This window comes from Nocardia sp. X0981, from assembly GCF_977089955.1.
In genome coordinates this window covers 5,940,772-5,956,442 of record NZ_OZ372435.1, presented here as the reverse complement: position 1 = coordinate 5,956,442, position 15,671 = coordinate 5,940,772, and the positions used below count along the sequence as shown (strand labels likewise).

The following is a 15,671-nucleotide window of genomic DNA, read 5'->3' as shown; positions in this document are numbered from 1 at the left end:
CCCCGGTACCCGTAGCCACCCGCCCACGGGACCGTGCGGAGAGCGGCGGGGAGCTGTCAGGTGAGGACGAGCAATTCGTGTGTGGAGGCGACCTCGGCCCGCAGTCCCGCCTTGCGCGCCACCCGGGCGACGGCATGGATATCCGCGGGTTCGGCCCGGGTGAGTACGAGTGCCCGGGCCAGTAGCCCTTTGTGGTGCTTGTTGAAGTGGCTCACCACGGTGCGCGACCCGTCCTCGTGTTCGGTGAGTACCGTCGCGGTGACCGCACCCGGTACCCGGCCCAGTTGCTGATAGGTGCCCGACCGCAGATCGACGACCAGTTCGCCGGCCGCTGCCTCGACCAGGGCCGGGCCGAGCCGGTCGCGCCAGACCGCGGCCAGTGTCGGCCGGCCGGGGAGTTTGGTGCCGCCCGAGAGGCGGTAGGCGGGAATCGGATCGCCGGCCCGTACGGCACCGAACAGCGCCGACCCGATGGCCAGGCGGGCGAGGGCCTTCGCCCGCTGCGCCCGGGTGAACGAGGCGGCGTCGAGGGCGTCGTAGAGCACACCGGTGTAGCGCTCGAGTGCCGGGCGGGTGGGTGAGGTGCGCAGCGCGGCGTTACGGGCCAGCTCCGCCGCCGCGTTCTTGCCCAGGCCCAGTGCCACTCGGGCGGTCTCCGGATCGCCGGACAGTTTCACCACCTCGTCGATCAGCTCGTCGCGGGTATCGGTGAGCGGAGCGAACGCGAGTGCCTCGAGATCGAGCGGGCCGCCGGAGCCGCCGTCGGATTTGGTTTCGGAAGGAGGGAGCAGCACCAGCACGAGCGGTACGGTACCGGTCGTCGCGGCCGGTCGCCCGGCCGCCCGGGACACCCGTTGATCACCGCGGATATCCGCTGCCGGCCCCGGCTGCGCACCGGCCGACGCGCACCCGGAACAGAGTGCAGGTGGCGATGGGGCAGGGGCTACGCTGAGCAACCGTGATCACCCGCCTCTCCCGACTTTTCCTCCGTACGCTGCGTGACGACCCCGCCGATGCCGAGGTGCCCAGCCACAAGCTGCTGGTGCGTGCCGGTTATGTGCGCCGGATCGCGCCGGGTGTGTACTCGTGGCTGCCGCTGGGCCTGCGGGTGCTGCACAAGGTGGAGGAGGTGGTGCGCGAGGAGATGAACGCCATCGGCGCGCAGGAGATCTCGCTCCCGGCGCTGTTGCCGCGCGATCCCTACGAGGCCACCAATCGCTGGACCGAGTACGGCGACAGCCTGTTCCGGCTGCAGGACCGCAAGGGCGCCGACTATCTGCTCGGCCCCACACACGAGGAGCTGTTCACCCTCACCGTGAAGGGTGAGTACAACTCCTACAAGGATCTGCCGGTCACTCTCTATCAGATCCAGGCGAAGTACCGCGACGAAGAGCGGCCCCGCGCCGGAATTCTGCGCGGTCGTGAATTCATCATGAAGGACTCCTATTCCTTCGATCTCGACGAGGACGGCCTGAAGGCGAGCTACAACGCCCATCGCGAGGCCTATCAGCGTATCTTCGGCCGGCTCGGAGTCGAGTACGTGATCGTCGCCGCGACCTCGGGTGCCATGGGCGGTAGCGCCTCCGAGGAGTTCCTGGCGGACAGCCCGGTCGGCGAGGACACCTACGTGGTGTGCCGGGAGTCCGGATACGCGGCCAATGTGGAGGCCGTGGTCACCCCCGCGCCCGATCCTCTGCCGATCGAAGGACAGCCCGAGGCGCAGGTACACGACACCCCGGACACCCCGACCATCGCCACCCTCGTGGACTGGGCCAACGCGGCCGGTATCGCGGAACGGTACGGGCGGCCCGTCACCGCCGCGGATACGTTGAAGAACGTCATGGTGAAACTGCGGCACCCGGACGGTAGAACCGAGATCCTCGGTATCGGGGTGCCCGGTGACCGGGAGGTGGACGACAAGCGGCTCGGGGCCTCGGTCGAACCGGCCGAGGTGGAACTGCTGACCGAGGCGGATTTCGCTGCGAACCCCTTCCTGGTTAAGGGTTATATCGGCCCGAAGGCACTGCAGGCCAACGGTATCCGTTATCTGGTCGATCCCCGGGTCGTCACCGGGACGTCCTGGATCACCGGGGCGGACGAAACCGGCAAACACGTGGTCGGTCTGGTCGCCGGGCGCGATTTCACCCCGGACGGCGTCATCGAGGCCGCGCAGGTGCGGGACGGTGATATGTCCCCCGACGGCCGCGGGCCGCTGGTCTCGGCCCGCGGGATCGAGATCGGTCATATTTTCCAGCTCGGTTACAAATACACCGACGCGTTCGAAGTGGATGTGCTGGGGGAGAACGGCAAACCGGTGCGGCTCGTGATGGGTTCGTACGGGATCGGCGTCTCGCGGCTGGTGGCGGTCATCGCCGAACAGCAGCACGACGAGAAGGGACTGCGCTGGCCGTCCGAGGTCGCGCCCTACGACGTGCATGTGGTGATCGCGAACAAGGACGAGGCCGCCCGGGCGGGCGCGGAGGAACTGGTCGCGGCTCTGGACGCCCAGGGGCTGGATGTCCTGTTCGACGACCGTACCGCTTCGCCCGGTGTGAAATTCAAGGACGCCGAACTGCTCGGTATGCCGTATGTGCTGGTGATCGGCCGCGGCTGGGCCGAGGGCAAGGTCGAACTGCGGGACCGCTTCACCGGGGAGGCCCAGGACGTGCCCGCCGGCTCCGCGGTCGAGACGGTGGTTGCCCGGGTACGCGGCTGAGTTCCCGTGCGGCGCGGAGAACGGCGCCGCACGATCCGGTCACGCCCGCATGGCGTGTTCGGCGAGTGCCGTGGCGGCCGCGCGGACCGTGGCCGGGGCATCGCGCTCGCCGGCGATGGCATAGCTGATGATCGCGCCCTCGTGCAGGCTCAGGAGTTGCACCGCGAGCAGTTCCGGCGCGGCGGCGCCCGCCGCGCCGGCCAGTTCGCGGAAGAAGTCGCGCAGCCAGGTCTTCTCGGCGACGATCACCTGCCGGCCGGGGTGCTCCGATTCGGGCAGTTCGGCGAAGGCGTTGATGAAACTGCACCCTCTGCTGTTGTGGGCGAGCCATTCGGGAAGTACGTCGAACGGTACGAGCAGTCGCTGTAGCGGGTCGGTCCGCTCGGCCAGTCGCGCGTCGATCAGGAGGCGCCAGCGGCGGTCGCGATCGGTGAGGTAGGTGACGACGAGTCCGTCCTTCGAACCGAACCGGTCGTAGAGCGTCCGCTTGGTGACTCCGGATTCCGCCGCGATGGTATCGACGCCAACGGCGTGGATACCGCGTTCGTAGAAGAGTTCGGCGGCGGTGTCGAGGATGCGCCGGGCCGCCGGGGTGAGGGGGCGATTCCCCTCGCTTTTCTCGTGGCGTGCGGGCACACCGGCTCCCTTGCATTCACAGGTCTGTGTACCTATCGTAACCGGGGCTGGACTTCACAGATCTGTATAGCGGAGGTCGGTATGGGGCGAACGGCTCGGAAGCTGCTCCGATTCGCACGTGATATCGCGGCCGGGGTGCACGCCGGTCACGGCATCCGCCATGCCGTACCGGAGGACGGCGCCCGGCGGGGGCGGCCGGTCGCGGAGGATATCCGCGCGGTCCGGGGACGGCTCGGGTCGGCCGGCCCCGGCGGCTCCGGTTGTCGTCAGCGGCGGCCGAGGCCGGCGCCGTCGAGTAGTTCCCTCGTATAGACCGCGAGACGCCGGGCGGCGCGGGGGTCGAACGGTTCCCCTGCGACGTCGATCGGTGTGTCCTGCATGAACGCGGACAGGGGTGTCGGTGGGAGGGTATCGAGACGGCGCATGATCCGGGCGACGGCGGCGGAGACGGGTGGAGATCACCGGCGAACCGTCCTACGGGATCGATATCTGCCCCGTCAGCCGCGACGGCGACCACAACTACGCCGCGATCCTGGCCGGGGTGGGCCGGGTGGTCAACGCCATACCCGCGGTCGTAGCCGCCGAGCCGGGTATCCGCACCACCGCTGACCTGCCGGTGCGCACCGGTCCCGCGCTCACCGCTCCGTCCTGACCTCGTCTTCGGTCCCGCGGATTCGGCGGCGCCGCGCCGCCCCGCCTAAGCTCGGTGACCGAAGCGTACGAGCCGGCGGCTCGTCGCCGACCCCAGGAAGGTTGCGCAGTATGTATGAACCCGACCGGTCCGGCCCGCGCGAGCCGAACCTGTCCGAACTGCGGGAACGTGCGGCTCACGGTGATTCCGACGCCGTCGCGCAGTTGCTCGATATCGGTGACGAACGTACCGATGCCGTGGATCTGAGCGAATACGACCTCGGGGGCGATCCCGGGGCGGGGGGCGAGTCCGAACGCTGACCGGGTGGCCGGGCGACCCGGCGACAACCCCGGCGTGATCAGCCGGTGTTCTGCCCTACCCACTTGTAGGGTGGATGGACATGGGAAGCGCTCCGGCCGTCGCAGCGGAGCGTAGGTCTATCCGGAACGCCGTGCCCGCGTCCACCGGGCCGGCCCGGGCCGCGCTCGCGCGCTGGGCGGGGACCCCCGGCCGTGCCGTACTCGCCGCGGCCTGTCTGCTGATCCTGTCGCAGCTCGGGGTCCGGACGATGGTGGCCGCCCACGGATACTTCTACTGGGACGATCTGATCCTGGCCGGCCGGGCCGGGACCTATTCCCCGCTGTCCGCCGAGCTGTTGCTACATGATCACGACGGACATTTCATGCCGCTGGCCTTCGCGGTGGCCTGGCTGGTCACTGCCGTAGCGCCACTGGAATGGAGTGCGGCCGCCGCGGTCGCGCTGGGCATGCAGCTGGCCGCCTCGCTCGCGGTGCTGCGGGCGCTGCTGGTGCTGCTCGGCCGGCGCCGGGCCCTGCTGATACCGCTGGCCTTCTACCTGTTCTGCCCGCTGACCCTGCCCGCGTTCGCCTGGTGGTCGGCGGCGCTGAACGCGCTACCGCTGCAGTTCGCGCTCGCCTGGGTGGCCGCCGATGCGGTGCTGCTGGACCGTACCGGCCGGCGCCGGTACGCGGTCTCGGGGGTGATGGTCACGGCGGTGGCTCTGCTCTTCTTCGAAAAAGCGGTGGTGGTGCCGTTCGTGGCCTTCGCCGTGGTCCTGCTGTGCCGGTATGTCGACGGACGGCGGATGAGGCCCCGGCGAGTGCTGCGCCGGGGTGCGGAGCTGTGGGCCGGTGCCGCGGCGGTACTCGCCGGCTGGGCACTGAGCTATTTCGCCGTGGCCGGGATCACGGCGGGAGATGGTGGGTCGGCCGATCTGGCCGCGATGCTGCCGCGCGCGGCATGGGCCGGGGTGGTGACGGCGTTGCTCGGCGGGCCGTGGGAGTGGGAGCGCTGGGTGCCCTCGGCGCCCTGGGCGGTGGCGCCGGGGTGGGCGGCCGGGCTGTCGTGGGCGCTGCTGGTCGCGGCGGTGGTGACAACCGTCCGGGCGAGACGGAGGACCGGGGCGGTCTGGCTGGCGGCCGCGGTGTATGTGCCCGTGGTACAGATCCCGGTGGTGCTGATGCGCGCCGGGCCCAACACCGTCGACGAACTGATGATGTCACTGCGCTATCTCGCCGATGCCGCGGTGGTTCTCACGCTCGCGGGCGCGCTGCTGCTGCGTGCTTTCGCGCCCGCCCCCACGACGCCGGCCGCGGCTCGGCCGCGCCGGTGGCGGCATACGCTCGTGGTGTGCGCCGCGGTGCCGGCGTTCGTCGTGAGCAGCCTCTGGTCGACCGCCACTTTCACCCGCCTGTGGGCCGAGGGACCCACGAAAGCCTACGTGACCACGGTGAAATCGGAGTTCGCCCACTGGGACGGCAATCCGCTGCTCGAACAGGAGGTGCCGTGGGGAGTGCTGAACCCGACGGCCCACCCGCAGAACGAGGCGAGCCGGGTACTGTCCCCGATCGCTCCGCCGGGGGCCTTCGCCCCCGCCACCGAGCGCCTGCGCATGATCACCGACACCGGGAAGTTCGCCGACGCGCGGGTCTGGTGGAACCGTGCCATCCGGCCGGGGCCGGTCCCGGGCTGCGGCCATCGCATCGACGGTGACCTTCCCGTGCGGGTCCCGCTCGACGGACCCATGATCGCCCATGAATGGACCGCGCAGCTCAACTATTTCGCCGCCCGGGACGGCGAGATCACCGTGGGATTCGAACGCGGCGAGAAGGTCCCGGTTCCGGTGCGAGCCGGGACCGGGACGGTTTTCGCGCGGATCGTCGGCAGCGGTTCGGCGCTCCTCGTACAGGGCCGGACTCCCGGATCGCATATATGCCTGGGTGTGGGCCCGGTCGGGGTGGCCTCGTACGAGTGACGGCCGTACGGCGGCCCCGGATCCGGGCTTCCCAGCCGCGGTGATACCGGTAGGGGCAAATGACGCCGGTCACATGCCACGGTGGCGAGGTGGCTCCGATTCCGCCGGTGCGGGTCGACAGCCGCGGCGCCGGACGGGACATGGTCTCGCACACCGGCTCAGGAGGTTGCGTTCGCGGCGAGATGGGTGAGGCGGGTGCCGATGGCCGATGAGGGTGCGCCGGTTGCCGATTCCGTGACCGTGGACTCGGTGACGGGACAGCTGGCGATGCGGCTGGGTGCGGTAGGGGAATCGGCCGGTGCGGTGATGCGGCGCAATGTCCGGGATGCGGCGGGCGGTGCGGAAACTATTGCGCTGCTGATACAGGTGGACGAGGACGGCGCCCGGCGGATCGCGGGGCCCGAGCCGGACGACCACGCCGGACACGGTGCGGCGGAGCGGGCCGAAAACCCCGCGCCCGGCTCTCGTCCCGGAGCCGGAATCACGTCCGGCTTCCCTGCGGCGGCCGATACGAGCCCGCCGAATCCGGCGCCCCCGGATCTCCCGCTTCCCGGCCCGATGCCATCCGGTTCCGCCGGGACCGGCGCCGACGGCCCCCCTGTCCTCGTCGCGGAGGCACCCGCGGCTCCCACCGGCAGCCCGGATACAAGGGAAGCGCCGGCCGGAGCGCGTGAGCCGGCCGCCACCGCGGGAAGCCCACCCGAAGCCGCCGAGACGCGGAGCACGGCGATTTCGGCGCCCGGTGATCCCACGGGTGCGCCGGTGTCCGCCGGGCATACGCCGTGGACATCCGGGCCGGCGCCCGGCGGCCTCGATCCGGCGCATACGCCGGGCTCTACACCGTGGAACAGCGGTACCGGTTCGTCGATGCCCTACCTCCCGAGTATGCCGGGCGGTATGGGCTCGCTGACCCCCCAGGAACGGCCGCCACGCGGCGCCCCTTGGTCCCGGGACCGGGCCGGCCGCAACGGGACGGTGTTCCCCCGGCCCCGCCCCGAGCAGCCGGTCGCACCCGGCCGGACCGAATGAAATGCGGCCACCGGCGGCGAACCGGCCGGCCGCCGGAGTCAGGGGCGGCCGGGGAACGCGGTGGTCGCGGGGTCGGTGCCGCGTATCGTCTGCCAGGCCGCGCGCCGTAGGGCGGATTCGGTGAGCGCCTCGATCGCCGCCCGGCGGACCGCCTCGCCCCGCGCGTATTCGGCGACCGCGCGCCAGGCCACCGCGGTATCGGTTTCGACCACGATCGCGAGCCGGGCGGCGGAGTCCGGGTCCGTCACCGGGATCGGCACGGTATAAGCGGGTTCCGCCGGAGGTGCCGTGCCCCCCTTCCCGGTGAGGAGGTCGACGGTCGCGTCGCGCCGCGCCCGGTGCGCGCCGGTGTACTGCCCCACCATCCGGCGCCGATCGGGGTCGGTATGGGCCGCGATCAGGCCGTACGCGTAAACGGCGGCGTACTCGGCGGCCAGCGCGTCGTGCAGGGCCTGCTGTTCGGTACCGCTCATACCAGCAGCACCCCCACCTGTACCGCGCAAGCCGCGCTGATGGAGGCGAGCAGCCCCGCGCGGTACCCGGTCTGGGTGACGGCCAGTTCGGTGGCGGCGCGTTGCGAGGCGGTGAGCTGGTCACGTAGCGCCGCGATACTCGGCGGCTCCGCCGGCGCCGGGGTCGTTGTGGGGGCCGGGGTGCGCACCGCGGGTGTGGTGCCGTCGCCGTAGACGCCGATGGCCCGATCGATCTCGGCGCGCAGGGCATCGGCATGTGCCGTGCGTTCGGTGGCGACAACGGTGAGCGCGGCGGTGCGCTGCGGCTCGACGGCGATCGCGGCGGAAGCTGCCGCGGCATCGGATCGGGCCGAGAACTCCTGGGCCACGAGCACATCCGGCTCGGTGATGGGGTCCTCGGCGCAGGCGGCGAGTGCCGGGAGAGCGAACAGTCCGATCGTGCCGCCGCCCGCGACCCGTAACACGGTCCGGCGATCGACGCCGCGAAGTTTGCTGTCGTACCGGTCGGAGGACGATCCGCGGGGACACCCGGCTGCGGGCCGGTCGGTAACACGCTCGGTCACCGGACCATCGTGCCAGATTCCCGCTGCCGCCGGCCCATGGGCACCACCCGGCGGAACTTACCGCCGACCGCTGGTCCTTCACCCTCTCGTGGCGCGTTACGCTAGGTCACCGGCACAGAACATTCCGTCCGCGTAACAACTGAACCAGGAGCTGCCCATATGCCGATGCCGACCGAGGAGAGGGTGAGCCGGCTCGTTGCCGGACTCGTCGCCGGTCGAGGATTCGATCTCGAGGGTGTCGAGGTATCGACCGCGGCGGGGCAGACCCGGGTGCGAGTGATCGTGGATAGCGACCGGGCCGCGGATCTGGACAGTATCGCCGAACTCAGCACACGCGTATCGGCGCGGCTGGACGAGGCGGAGGACGAATTCGGCGACACCCGCTACCTGCTCGAGGTGACCACGCCGGGTATCGATCGCCCGCTGACCGCCGCCCGGCACTGGCGCCGGGCGCGCGGGCGTAAAGTCGGTATTACGCTGCGGCCCGGCGCCGCCACCCCCGAACCCGGATCACCGGCCCGATTCGAGGCGCGCGTGGGCGCCCTCGAGGGCGACCGGATCACGCTGGTGCTGAGCGGTAAACGCGCACCGCGCCCGGTTACCGTCGCACTGGGGGATATCGAACACGCGGTGGTGCAGGTGGAGTTCTCCCCACCGAATGCGCGTGAACTCGAACTCGCCGGAGGCTTCGCCGCCGGCCGCCCACCCGCGGGAGCGGACGCCGCGGAGCCCACCGGAACCACCGTCGCCGCGTCCGATTCGACCGAAGGGACCATGGAATGAACATCGAAATCGAAGCCCTGCGCGCCATCGTCGCGGACAAGGGGATCTCGATCGAAACCGTGATCTCCGCGATCGAATCGGCACTGTTGACCGCCTACAAACACACCGAGGGGCATCAGCCCAACGCCCGGGTCGAGATCAACCAGCGGACCGGCTTGGTGCGGGTGCTGGCCACCGAACTCGACGCCGACGGCGCGGTGATCTCCGAATGGGACGACACCCCCGAGGGTTTCGGCCGGATCGCCGCCACCACGGCACGCCAGGTGGTCCTGCAGCGGTTGCGGGATGCCGAGAACGAGAAATCCTTCGGCGAATTCTCGACGCACGAGGGCGATATCGTCGGCGGCGTGGTGCAGCGCGACGCGCGTGCCAATGCCCGCGGCACCGTGGTGGTGCGGATCGGCAGCGAGCTGCACGGCGCCGAGGGGCTGATCCCGCCCGCCGAGCAGGTGCCGGGGGAGAGCTACGAGCACGGTGACCGGATCAAGTGCTATGTGGTGGGGGTCTCGCGGGGGCCGCGCGGCCCGCAGATCACGTTGTCGCGGACCCACCCCAATCTGGTCCGGCGCCTGTTCGCGCTGGAGGTTCCCGAGATCGCGGACGGTTCGGTGGAGATCGTGGCGGTGGCGCGTGAGGCGGGGCACCGGTCCAAGATCGCGGTACGTTCCACCGTGCCCGGAGTGAACGCCAAGGGCGCCTGTATCGGGCCCATGGGGCAGCGGGTGCGCAACGTGATGAGCGAACTGGCCGGGGAGAAGATCGACATCATCGATTACGCCGAGGATCCGGCGACCTTCGTGGGTAATGCGCTCTCACCTTCGAAAGTGGTATCGGTCACTGTGGTGGATCCCGATGCGCGTGCCGCGCGGGTGATCGTGCCGGATTTCCAGCTTTCCCTGGCGATCGGGAAGGAAGGGCAGAACGCCCGGCTCGCGGCCCGGCTCACCGGCTGGCGGATCGATATCCGCAGTGACGCCGCCCCGGATGCGGGTGGCGCGGTGCGGACCGAGGTGCATCGCCGTTGACACGCCGTCGGGAATCGAACCCGGTTCCGCCGCGTTGTTCCGACCAGGGAACACGCCGCGCCGACCCGTCTCCGGGTACGTCTCCGGGGGCGGGGTTGGAGGGCATGCACCGGTCCCCGGTAGAGTGGTGTGAGGTTCGGTCCGAGTTTTCGGTCACCGGCCACGAACGCGGTCGTGAGTCCGCGGCGTCTCGGCGCCGGGTGATTCCGATTCGTACGTGTGTCGGATGCCGGAAACGCGAACCGGCCGCCGAACTGCTGCGGATCGTGGCGTGCAGGCGTACGGCCGGAAACGGTACGGACGTCGTCACGGTCGTTCCCGATCCACAGCGCAGACTTCCCGGACGGGGTGCCTGGCTGCACCCCTTTTCGGCTTGTTTGAGCGCTGCGGTCCGGCGCCGAGCGATCGGCAGAGCACTACGAGTGTCCGGACATCTGGATATCTCAGCCCTGGAGCACCACCTCGAGAACAGGCACGAGCACTCATGAGCACACCGTGAAGTACCAACGATGAACGTCCATCGGAGTTAACCCGAGGTCGTGCGGGTCCCCGCCAGCAGGCGGGCGGCGCTGCTCGACCTCTCAGTGAGGAGAGCAGTGGCAGGCAAGGCCCGCGTGCACGAGTTGGCCAAAGAACTCGGTGTCACGAGTAAAGAACTACTCGCGAAGCTCAAGGAGCAAGGCGAGTTCGTGAAGTCCGCGTCGTCGACGGTGGAGGCACCCGTCGCGCGCCGGCTTCGCGAGTCGTTCGCGGCGAAATCCGCGCCGGCGAAATCCGACCGGTCCAACGGCAACAAACCCCCGGCGCGCCCCGGCCCGGCGACCGCGGCCAAACCCGCGGCTCCCGGCCCCCGCCCGGGTCCGCGTATGCCCGCCGCGGCGGCCAAACCGGGCCCTGCCGATACCGCACCGGCCCCCGAGGCCACCGCGGCCCCGGCCTCCGGCGCGCCGAAACCGGCGGGTCCCCGTCCGGGTCCGGCTCCCGCGAAGCCCGGACCGGCTACGGCCCGGGAGACCGAACAGGCACCCGCGCCGAAACCGGCCACTCCGGGCGCGCGTCCGGCCGCCGGCGGTCCCCGCCCGGGACAGCCGGGCCCCCGGCCCGCCCCGGCCCAGAGCGCCCGGCCCGGTCCCAAGCCCGGCCCCAAGCCCCCGCGGGTCGGCAACAATCCGTACTCTTCCGCGCCGGAACGTGAGCGTCCCACTCCGCGTCCGCAGCCGGGTCCCCGGCCCACTCCGGGCCAGGGCGGCCCGCGTCCCGGCCCCGCTCAGGGTGGTCCGCGTCCGGGTCAGGGCGGTCCGCGTCCCGGCCAGAACGCTCCGCGTCCGGGTCCCGGTGGCCCGCGCCCGGCAGCGGCCCAGGGCGGTCCCCGCCCCGGCGGTCCGCGGCCGAGCCCGGCCTCCATGCCGCCGCGCCCGACGCCCGGCGCCATGCCGCAGCGTTCGGCCCGGCCCGGCCCGGCGGCCGGTGGTCGTCCCGGGCGTCCCGGTGCCGGTGGCGGCGGGCGTCCCGGTGGTGGGGGCGGTGGCTACCGTGGTGGTGGTGGCGGCGCGCCCGCCGGTACGGGTGCACCCGCCGGTGGTGGCGGTTTCCGCGGTCGTCCCGGCGGCGGTGGCCGTCCGGGCGGTCCCGGTGGTCGCGGCGGCGCGGCCGGTGCGTTCGGTCGTCCCGGTGGGGCACCGCGGCGTGGTCGTAAGTCGAAGCGGCAGAAGCGCCAGGAATACGATTCGATGCAGGCCCCCTCGGTCGGCGGCGTGCGGTTGCCCCGCGGCAACGGTGAGGTCATCCGCCTCGCCCGCGGCGCGTCGCTGTCCGATTTCGCGGAGAAGATCGACGCCAACCCGGCCGCTCTGGTCCAGGCGCTGTTCAATCTCGGCGAAATGGTCACCGCGACCCAGTCGGTGAACGACGAGACCCTCGAGCTGCTCGGCGGCGAGATGAACTACGTGGTGCACGTGGTCAGCCCCGAGGACGAGGACCGCGAGCTGCTGGAATCGTTCGACCTGACCTACGGTGAGGACGAGGGCGGCGAGGAGGACCTCGAGCAGCGTCCGCCGGTGGTGACCGTCATGGGCCACGTCGATCACGGTAAGACCCGCCTGCTGGACACCATCCGCAAGGCCAACGTCCGCGAGGGCGAGGCCGGCGGTATCACCCAGCACATCGGTGCCTACCAGGTGATGACCCATCTCGGCGACGACGACCGGTTGATCACCTTCATCGACACCCCGGGTCACGAGGCGTTCACCGCCATGCGTGCCCGTGGTGCCAAGGCCACCGATATCGCGATCCTGGTGGTCGCCGCCGACGACGGCGTCATGCCGCAGACGGTGGAGGCGATCAACCACGCGCAGGCGGCCGATGTGCCGATCGTGGTGGCGGTCAACAAGATCGATAAAGAAGGCGCCAACCCGGAGAAGATCCGGCAGCAGCTGACCGAGTACAACCTCGTGGCCGAGGAGTACGGCGGCGACACCATGTTCGTCGACATCTCCGCCAAACAGGGCACCAATATCGACGCCCTGCTCGAGGCGGTACTGCTCACCGCCGACGCCGCCCTGGACCTGCGGGCCAATCCCGAGCAGGACGCCCAGGGTGTGGCCATCGAGGCGCATCTGGACCGCGGCCGCGGTCCGGTCGCCACGGTGCTCATCCAGCGCGGCACCCTGCGGGTCGGCGATTCGATCGTGGCGGGCGACGCCTACGGTCGCGTCCGCCGCATGGTCGACGAGCACGGCGCCGATGTCGAGGCGGCCCTGCCGTCGCGTCCGGTGCAGGTCGTCGGTTTCACCTCGGTACCCGGCGCCGGCGACAACCTGCTCGTCGTCGACGAGGACCGGATCGCCCGGCAGATCGCCGACCGGCGCAATGCGCGTAAACGCAACGCCTTGGCCGCGCGCAGCCGCAAGCGGATCAGCCTCGAGGATCTGGATGCCGCGCTGAAGGAGACCAGCGAGCTCAACCTCATCCTCAAGGGTGACAACTCCGGTACCGTCGAGGCGCTGGAGGAGGCGTTGCTCGGTATCGAGATCGACGACGAGGTGCGGCTGCGGGTCATCGACCGCGGTGTCGGTGGTGTCACCGAGACCAACGTCAACCTGGCGTCGGCGTCGAACGCGATCATCATCGGGTTCAACGTCCGGGCCGAGGGCAAGGCGACCGAGCTGGCCAACCGCGAAGGTGTGGACATCCGGTACTACTCGGTGATCTACCAGGCCATCGACGAGATCGAGAGCGCGCTCAAGGGCATGCTCAAGCCGGTCTACGAAGAGGTGGAACTGGGCCGGGCCGAGATCCGGGCGATCTTCCGTTCGTCGAAGATCGGTCTCATCGCCGGCTGCATGGTGTCCTCGGGCATCGTCAAGCGCAATGCCAAGGCCCGCCTGCTCCGCGACAACGTGGTGGTCGCCGAATCGACGACGATCAACTCGCTGCGCCGGGAGAAGGACGATGTCGTCGAGGTCCGCGAGGGCTTCGAATGCGGTATGACGCTGACCTACTCCGATATCAAGGAGGGCGACGTCATCGAGGCCTACGAGTTGCGTGAGAAGCCACGCGACTGATCGTGCTACGGGCCGGGCGGTGGTAACCGCCCGGCCCGAGCCAATCGATACCGGTACGACGGGCCGGTCCCGCCGCTTTCGGCGTGTCCGTACGGTCGTGCCGTCGTGACAACTGGGAGGGCGTGTGTACCTGGGTGCACTCGAATTCGACATCCTGCTGGGTGATGTGCACTCGTTGAAGGAGAAGCGTTCGGTGATCCGGCCGGTGCTGGCCGAACTCCAGCGCTTCGGGGTGAGCACCGCCGAGGCGGGGGAACACGACCGGTACCGTCGCACCCTGCTCGGGGTGGCGATGGTCTCGGCGGGTATGGACCATCTGACGGCTGTGCTCGACCGGTGCGAGCGGCACGTCGCAGCGCGTCCGGAGTTACAGTTGCTGGCAGTACGCCGCCGTGTCTTCGGACCCGAGGATTGAGCGGCCACGAGGGATAGCAGCGGTGTGCTCGGACCCGTGCGGTGTGTCCGCGCGTGGACCGTCCGCCGTCGCTGAGAAGGGAAAGGAGCGGCCATGGTGGATCAGGCCAGGGCACGCCGGCTCGCCAAGCGGATTTCCGCGATCGTGGCCACGGCGATCGAATACGAGATCAAGGATCCGCGGCTGCGTTTCGTCACCGTCACCGATGCGAAGGTGACCGGTGATCTGCGTGACGCGACCGTCTACTACACGGTGATGGGCGAAACCGTCGACGCCGAACCGGACTACTCCGCCGCGGCCGCCGGGCTGGAGAAGGCCAAGGGCGTGCTGCGGTCGAAGGTGGGCGCCGGAACCGGGGTGAAGTTCACCCCCACCCTCACCTTCGTGCTCGATACCGTGCCCGACGCGGCCCGGCAGATGGAGGATCTGCTGGCCCGTGCGCGGGAGGCCGACGACAGGGTGGCGCGGGTGGCGGCCGAGGCCACCCCGGCGGGTGAGGCGGACCCGTACAAACCCCCCCGCGACGACGACTGAGTCGCGGCCGATATGACCACAACCGGTGCCGCCGTGGATTTCACCGCGGCTGTCCGGGCGCTGGACGAGGCGCGCTCGGTGAGCATCATCTGCCATGTCCAGCCCGATGCCGACACCCTCGGCAGCGGGCTGGCCCTGGCGCAGGTCCTGGACCGGCGCGGGGTTCCGGTGCGGGTGTCCTTCGCCGAACCCGCCGAGCTGTCCGTCGCGCTGCGCACCTTGCCGGGGCTGCGTTTCCTGGTCCCGCCCGCCGAGGTGCCGGGTGAGGTCGATGTGCTGGTGGCGGTGGACTGTGGCAGCGTGAGCCGCCTCGGCGCGCTGGCCGACCGGCTGGCGGGTGCGACGACCACGCTGGTGATCGACCATCATCGGTCCAACACCCGGTTCGGGTCCATCAACCTCGTCGATGCGGACGCGGTGTCCACCGCCAGTGTTCTCACCGCTCTGCTGGACGCCTGGCGGGAACCGATCGACGCGGAGATCGCGCACTGCCTGTTCGCCGGGCTGGCCACCGACAGCGGTTCCTTCCGCTGGGTGACTCCCGGCACCCACGCGCTGGCCGAGCGCCTGCTGGCGACGGGCATCGATGGGGCCGCCATCACCCGCACGCTGATGGATACCCACCCGTTCGCCTGGTTGCGGATGTTGTCGACGGTGCTCGGCTCCGCGCAACTGGATCCCATGGCCCACGGTGGTACCGGGCTCGTCGCGGCCTTCGTCCTGGCCAGCGACTTGGTGGGGGTGCGCCAAGAGGAGGCCGAAAGTGTGGTCGACATCGTGCGCGCGACGGCGGAGGCCGGGATCGCGGCGGTGTTCAAGGAGGCCCGGTCCGCCGACGAGCGGCGCCGCTGGACGGTTTCGCTGCGGTCCAAGGACAGCGGCCCGGGTGTGGACGACGGCGCCGATGTGGCGGCCGTGGCCACCGGGCTGGGCGGCGGCGGCCACCGCTACGCCGCCGGTTACACGACCTACGGTGAGCCGGCGGAAATCCTCGCCCAACTGCGGTCGGCGCTGGGATGACGCCGCGG

The 15,671-nt window shown here is 70.6% G+C and carries 15 protein-coding genes and 1 pseudogene; 12 read left to right on the top strand and 4 right to left on the bottom strand.

Annotated features, from left to right (window positions below):
- Window positions 1–56: 56 nt before the first annotated feature.
- Window positions 57–800, bottom strand: a complete 744-nt coding sequence (gene yaaA / locus ACYR7D_RS26395) for a peroxide stress protein YaaA (protein WP_459547209.1) — start codon at window positions 798–800, stop codon at window positions 57–59.
- A gap of 158 nt (window positions 801–958) precedes the next feature.
- Between yaaA and ACYR7D_RS26390 the strand changes: the two genes are divergently transcribed.
- Entirely contained in the window at window positions 959–2,716 is a 1,758-nt protein-coding gene (locus ACYR7D_RS26390) for a proline--tRNA ligase (RefSeq protein WP_459547208.1), read from the top strand.
- A gap of 39 nt (window positions 2,717–2,755) precedes the next feature.
- Here ACYR7D_RS26390 and ACYR7D_RS26385 read toward each other — a convergent pair whose 3' ends face one another.
- Window positions 2,756–3,352 (bottom strand): TetR/AcrR family transcriptional regulator, encoded by a 597-nt coding sequence (locus tag ACYR7D_RS26385; protein ID WP_459547207.1) that lies wholly within the window; start codon window positions 3,350–3,352, stop codon window positions 2,756–2,758.
- A gap of 448 nt (window positions 3,353–3,800) precedes the next feature.
- Between ACYR7D_RS26385 and ACYR7D_RS26380 the strand changes: the two are divergent.
- From ACYR7D_RS26380 to ACYR7D_RS26365, 4 genes and pseudogenes are all read left to right on the top strand, one after another.
- Window positions 3,801–4,004 (top strand): annotated as a pseudogene (locus ACYR7D_RS26380) (diacylglycerol kinase); the annotation flags it as partial.
- A gap of 110 nt (window positions 4,005–4,114) precedes the next feature.
- Complete coding sequence (locus tag ACYR7D_RS26375; protein ID WP_459547206.1) at window positions 4,115–4,303, top strand: hypothetical protein; 189 nt, start codon at window positions 4,115–4,117, stop codon at window positions 4,301–4,303.
- A gap of 131 nt (window positions 4,304–4,434) precedes the next feature.
- Window positions 4,435–6,258, top strand: a complete 1,824-nt coding sequence (locus tag ACYR7D_RS26370; protein ID WP_459547205.1) for a hypothetical protein — start codon at window positions 4,435–4,437, stop codon at window positions 6,256–6,258.
- A 201-nt stretch (window positions 6,259–6,459) separates the two neighbouring features.
- On the top strand, window positions 6,460–7,287 hold the full coding sequence (locus tag ACYR7D_RS26365; RefSeq protein WP_459547204.1) for a hypothetical protein: 828 nt from the start codon (window positions 6,460–6,462) through the stop codon (window positions 7,285–7,287).
- Window positions 7,288–7,325: 38 nt separating this feature from the next.
- Here the strand turns inward: ACYR7D_RS26365 and ACYR7D_RS26360 are convergent, their stop codons facing one another.
- Both ACYR7D_RS26360 and ACYR7D_RS26355 read right to left on the bottom strand, forming a co-directional pair.
- Window positions 7,326–7,760: a ferritin-like domain-containing protein gene (locus tag ACYR7D_RS26360; RefSeq protein WP_459547203.1), complete on the bottom strand. Its 435-nt coding sequence runs from the start codon at window positions 7,758–7,760 to the stop codon at window positions 7,326–7,328.
- The gene (locus tag ACYR7D_RS26355) at window positions 7,757–8,323 is read right to left on the bottom strand and encodes a hypothetical protein (protein ID WP_459547202.1); all 567 of its coding nucleotides are present in this window, start codon (window positions 8,321–8,323) and stop codon (window positions 7,757–7,759) included. Before ACYR7D_RS26355 ends, ACYR7D_RS26360 begins: the two co-directional genes overlap by 4 nt.
- A gap of 159 nt (window positions 8,324–8,482) precedes the next feature.
- On the opposite strand from ACYR7D_RS26355, the gene rimP reads away from it, so the two are divergent.
- From rimP to ACYR7D_RS26320, 7 genes are all read left to right on the top strand, one after another.
- Window positions 8,483–9,106: a ribosome maturation factor RimP gene (rimP, locus tag ACYR7D_RS26350; RefSeq protein WP_459547201.1), complete on the top strand. Its 624-nt coding sequence runs from the start codon at window positions 8,483–8,485 to the stop codon at window positions 9,104–9,106.
- Window positions 9,103–10,131 (top strand): transcription termination factor NusA, encoded by a 1,029-nt coding sequence (gene nusA, locus ACYR7D_RS26345; protein WP_459547200.1) that lies wholly within the window; start codon window positions 9,103–9,105, stop codon window positions 10,129–10,131. Before rimP ends, nusA begins: the two co-directional genes overlap by 4 nt.
- A 104-nt stretch (window positions 10,132–10,235) precedes the next feature.
- Window positions 10,236–10,619 carry a YlxR family protein gene (locus ACYR7D_RS26340; RefSeq protein ID WP_459547199.1) on the top strand — a complete coding sequence of 128 codons (384 nt, stop codon included), beginning with the start codon at window positions 10,236–10,238 and terminating at the stop codon, window positions 10,617–10,619.
- A 108-nt stretch (window positions 10,620–10,727) separates the two neighbouring features.
- Window positions 10,728–13,694, top strand: coding sequence for a translation initiation factor IF-2 (gene infB, locus ACYR7D_RS26335; RefSeq protein ID WP_459547198.1), 2,967 nt, complete (start codon window positions 10,728–10,730; stop codon window positions 13,692–13,694).
- 124 nt (window positions 13,695–13,818) lie between these two features.
- Entirely contained in the window at window positions 13,819–14,109 is a 291-nt protein-coding gene (locus ACYR7D_RS26330; protein WP_459547197.1) for a DUF503 domain-containing protein, read from the top strand.
- Between the two features lie 93 nt (window positions 14,110–14,202).
- Window positions 14,203–14,643 carry a 30S ribosome-binding factor RbfA gene (rbfA, locus tag ACYR7D_RS26325; RefSeq protein ID WP_459547196.1) on the top strand — a complete coding sequence of 147 codons (441 nt, stop codon included), beginning with the start codon at window positions 14,203–14,205 and terminating at the stop codon, window positions 14,641–14,643.
- Between the two features lie 12 nt (window positions 14,644–14,655).
- Window positions 14,656–15,663 (top strand): DHH family phosphoesterase, encoded by a 1,008-nt coding sequence (locus ACYR7D_RS26320; RefSeq protein ID WP_459547195.1) that lies wholly within the window; start codon window positions 14,656–14,658, stop codon window positions 15,661–15,663.
- The last annotated feature ends 8 nt before the right edge of the window (window positions 15,664–15,671 follow it).

Coding starts and splice junctions, on each gene's coding strand:
- ACYR7D_RS26320 (WP_459547195.1), top strand. CDS start 14,656: ATGACCACAACCGGTGCCGCCGTGGATTTCACCGCGGCTGTCCGGGCG.
- ACYR7D_RS26340 (WP_459547199.1), top strand. CDS start 10,236: ATGCACCGGTCCCCGGTAGAGTGGTGTGAGGTTCGGTCCGAGTTTTCG.
- rbfA (WP_459547196.1), top strand. CDS start 14,203: ATGGTGGATCAGGCCAGGGCACGCCGGCTCGCCAAGCGGATTTCCGCG.
- nusA (WP_459547200.1), top strand. CDS start 9,103: ATGAACATCGAAATCGAAGCCCTGCGCGCCATCGTCGCGGACAAGGGG.
- rimP (WP_459547201.1), top strand. CDS start 8,483: ATGCCGATGCCGACCGAGGAGAGGGTGAGCCGGCTCGTTGCCGGACTC.
- ACYR7D_RS26375 (WP_459547206.1), top strand. CDS start 4,115: ATGTATGAACCCGACCGGTCCGGCCCGCGCGAGCCGAACCTGTCCGAA.
- ACYR7D_RS26360 (WP_459547203.1), bottom strand. CDS start 7,760: ATGAGCGGTACCGAACAGCAGGCCCTGCACGACGCGCTGGCCGCCGAG.
- ACYR7D_RS26365 (WP_459547204.1), top strand. CDS start 6,460: ATGGCCGATGAGGGTGCGCCGGTTGCCGATTCCGTGACCGTGGACTCG.